The sequence below is a fragment of the Actinoplanes sp. ATCC 53533 genome (genome assembly GCF_003947245.1).
The window spans coordinates 1-2,258 of record NZ_QHHV01000384.1 but is presented as its reverse complement, the minus strand read 5'-3'; the positions used below and the strand labels follow the sequence as shown (position 1 = coordinate 2,258).

Genomic DNA, 2,258 nt, shown 5'->3' with positions numbered 1-2,258 from the left:
CCGGTGGACGGCGTTACGTTCGTCCTGGTCGTAGTCATCGGCGGACTTGTGTAACGCACCCGCGATGTTGTCGAAGTTCGTGCTGCCCTGGTCGAGGAGAGTGACCACCCGCTCCTGCAACGAGGCGTAGATCTCGTCCAGTCCGGCCAGATGACCGAGCCCGCTGAACTCGAACGAACTCAGCGAAAGGCCCCGCGCGACCTGGCCGAACGCGTCCAACTGGTTGGCCATCCCAGACCACACGCCGGCGTCACGATGCAGCGCCTGGATCGAGGCCTCGACCTCGTCGCCTGTCGGTGTCATCATCGTCGGCTCCCGCCCGTTGTGGATGTCATCGTCACCGCAGCAGACCGATCTCCCGCAACAGCGTGTCGGGAGAGGCCGTCAATCGGCGGACACGGTCGAGCCCTGGAACGGCATCGAATACCTGTTGCCGGGCACGGGCAGCCTCGTGCACCGACGCTGCCAATGCTTCCTGGATCGTGGTGGCGATCCGCTGATGGTCGGCCGACCGCAACCAAGGTTCGTCGAAGTCGACGGCACTGACCATCCCGCCCGTCACGGTCACCCGGACCCTACGGGCACCGTCCGTCGACGTCACGCTGCGCGTCGCCGCGGCCTCAGCTGCTTCGGCCATCTCGGGCAACCGCGCGGTCACCTCCGCGACCAGGCCCATCACCTCACCGAGCGCCAACGCAGACTGCCGCGACGAGGGATCACCCAGATCGCCATGCCGGTCCCGTTCCGGGCCGGCTGCCGCCGGAGGCCCACTCACTGCCGGCACCATCCCGCCGGCCCACGCACTCAAACGCTGTTGGGTAGCAGCCGTCAGGGCAGCGATGATCGCACTACCCAGCCCGGTGACGCCGACAGCGCGTTGCCAGCCAGGATCAAGCCGGACCCGCGTCGCCGCCCCGTCGAAACCGACCGTGATCTCCACGACTCCGGCGCCGTCACCGCCTGAGAACTCGTCCTCAACCGCTGCCGCCGCAGCCGACAGCCGCTCGGCCAGCTTATCCGCCTCGCGCTGCAACTCTCGCAGCTTCGACATGTCGAACAAGTCGTTCTGCCCCATAATCCCCGCCTCCGTGATGAATGACCCTAACGGCAACGTCTCGAAGACGCTGTCCCGCAACTGACCGAGCCTCCTGAGTAGGCGGCGCGCAGGTCGCCGATCGCGCCCAGGCATCGAGGGCGCGTTGAGTGACCGCCGCCTTCCGGGCGTGGCGCACCGCAGCCTTGACCTCGGATAACCGGCGGCTGGTCCCGCTGACGCGGAACTACTACGGCGTTCAGACCCGGACCACGCCCTACCGGGGCGACCGCCTTCATCGCCCCGGCCACCCGAATGGCGAATTCCGCCACCGCCTTGGCCCGGTTCGAAAACAGGGCCACGGCCCTGCCGGGCTAAGCGGTCTCCTCGGCGGTCGCGGATCGCCGGACCAAGTCGGCCAGCAGGGTCCGCTCGGCGGCGCCTTCGACGCCGTCGATGCGCAGGCCCGCACATCGCAGCGTGCGATGCAGTTTGATCGGTGGCCCCACGTTCCAGTCGTCCATCAGCGGGAACAGGTTCATCGTCCGGTCGAAGCCGCCGGACAGGACGAACCCGCCGGAGAGCCGTACGCTGCTGACCGAACCGGCATGCGCCGCGATCTGCCACAACCGTCTCGGCTCGGACTCACCGTCGACGTCGACGCTCCACAGCGACAGTTGCCCATCGGCGTGCCCCAGGAGTAGGAGCGCCTCGCTCTGGTCGAGCAGCCGGCCGTCCAGGCAAGTCGCCGATGGAACCGCCAGTACCCGGTGTTGCCCCCGCAACCCTGTACCTGCCGAAAATGTCATCCGCGCAGCTCAGGCGGCATGCTCGTACTCGTGCAGGACGCCGCCGAGGCGGTCACGACGACGGATGTCGAGTTGGGTGAGCCGGTCCGGGTCGGTGATCGGTTCGGGTAGCGGTGCGAGTGGTCGGGCGTTGGCGATGCCCTGATGCGGACGATGTCCGTTGTAGAAGGTCTCGTACTCGCGCAGCGCGTGCAGCAGGTGCCGCTGGTTGAGGATCAGAGTGCGGTCGAGGAGTTCGCGGCGGCAGGTTCGTACCCAGCGTTCCATGATCGCGTTCATCCGGGGTGTCCGTATTCCGGTGAGCACGACATCGATTCCGGCGTCGGCCAGGACGGTGTCGAACAGGGCCGGGTACTTGCGGTCACGGTCGCGGATCAGGTATTTCACCTGGCAGCCGGTGTCTTCGAGGTCCATGA

4 protein-coding genes are annotated in these 2,258 nt (G+C 67.3%); all 4 read right to left on the bottom strand.

The window, feature by feature from the left end; translation table 11 throughout:
* Positions 1-306: hypothetical protein (locus tag DMB66_RS57850; protein ID WP_125812467.1), on the bottom strand; the 306-nt coding region annotated here is incomplete at its 3' end.
* Between the two features lie 31 nt (positions 307-337).
* Positions 338-1,135: a YbaB/EbfC family nucleoid-associated protein gene (locus DMB66_RS57845; RefSeq protein ID WP_125812466.1), complete on the bottom strand. Its 798-nt coding sequence runs from the start codon at positions 1,133-1,135 to the stop codon at positions 338-340.
* Between the two features lie 272 nt (positions 1,136-1,407).
* Complete coding sequence (locus tag DMB66_RS57840; RefSeq protein WP_125812465.1) at positions 1,408-1,818, bottom strand: hypothetical protein; 411 nt, start codon at positions 1,816-1,818, stop codon at positions 1,408-1,410.
* Between the two features lie 33 nt (positions 1,819-1,851).
* Entirely contained in the window at positions 1,852-2,256 is a 405-nt protein-coding gene (locus DMB66_RS57835; RefSeq protein ID WP_148112917.1) for an integrase core domain-containing protein, read from the bottom strand.
* Between the last annotated feature and the right edge of the window lie 2 nt (positions 2,257-2,258).

What these genes read in the sequence shown, in the direction of transcription:
- DMB66_RS57835 (WP_148112917.1), bottom strand. Translation starts at nt 2,256, where the DNA reads ATGGACCTCGAAGACACCGGCTGCCAGGTGAAATACCTGATCCGCGAC.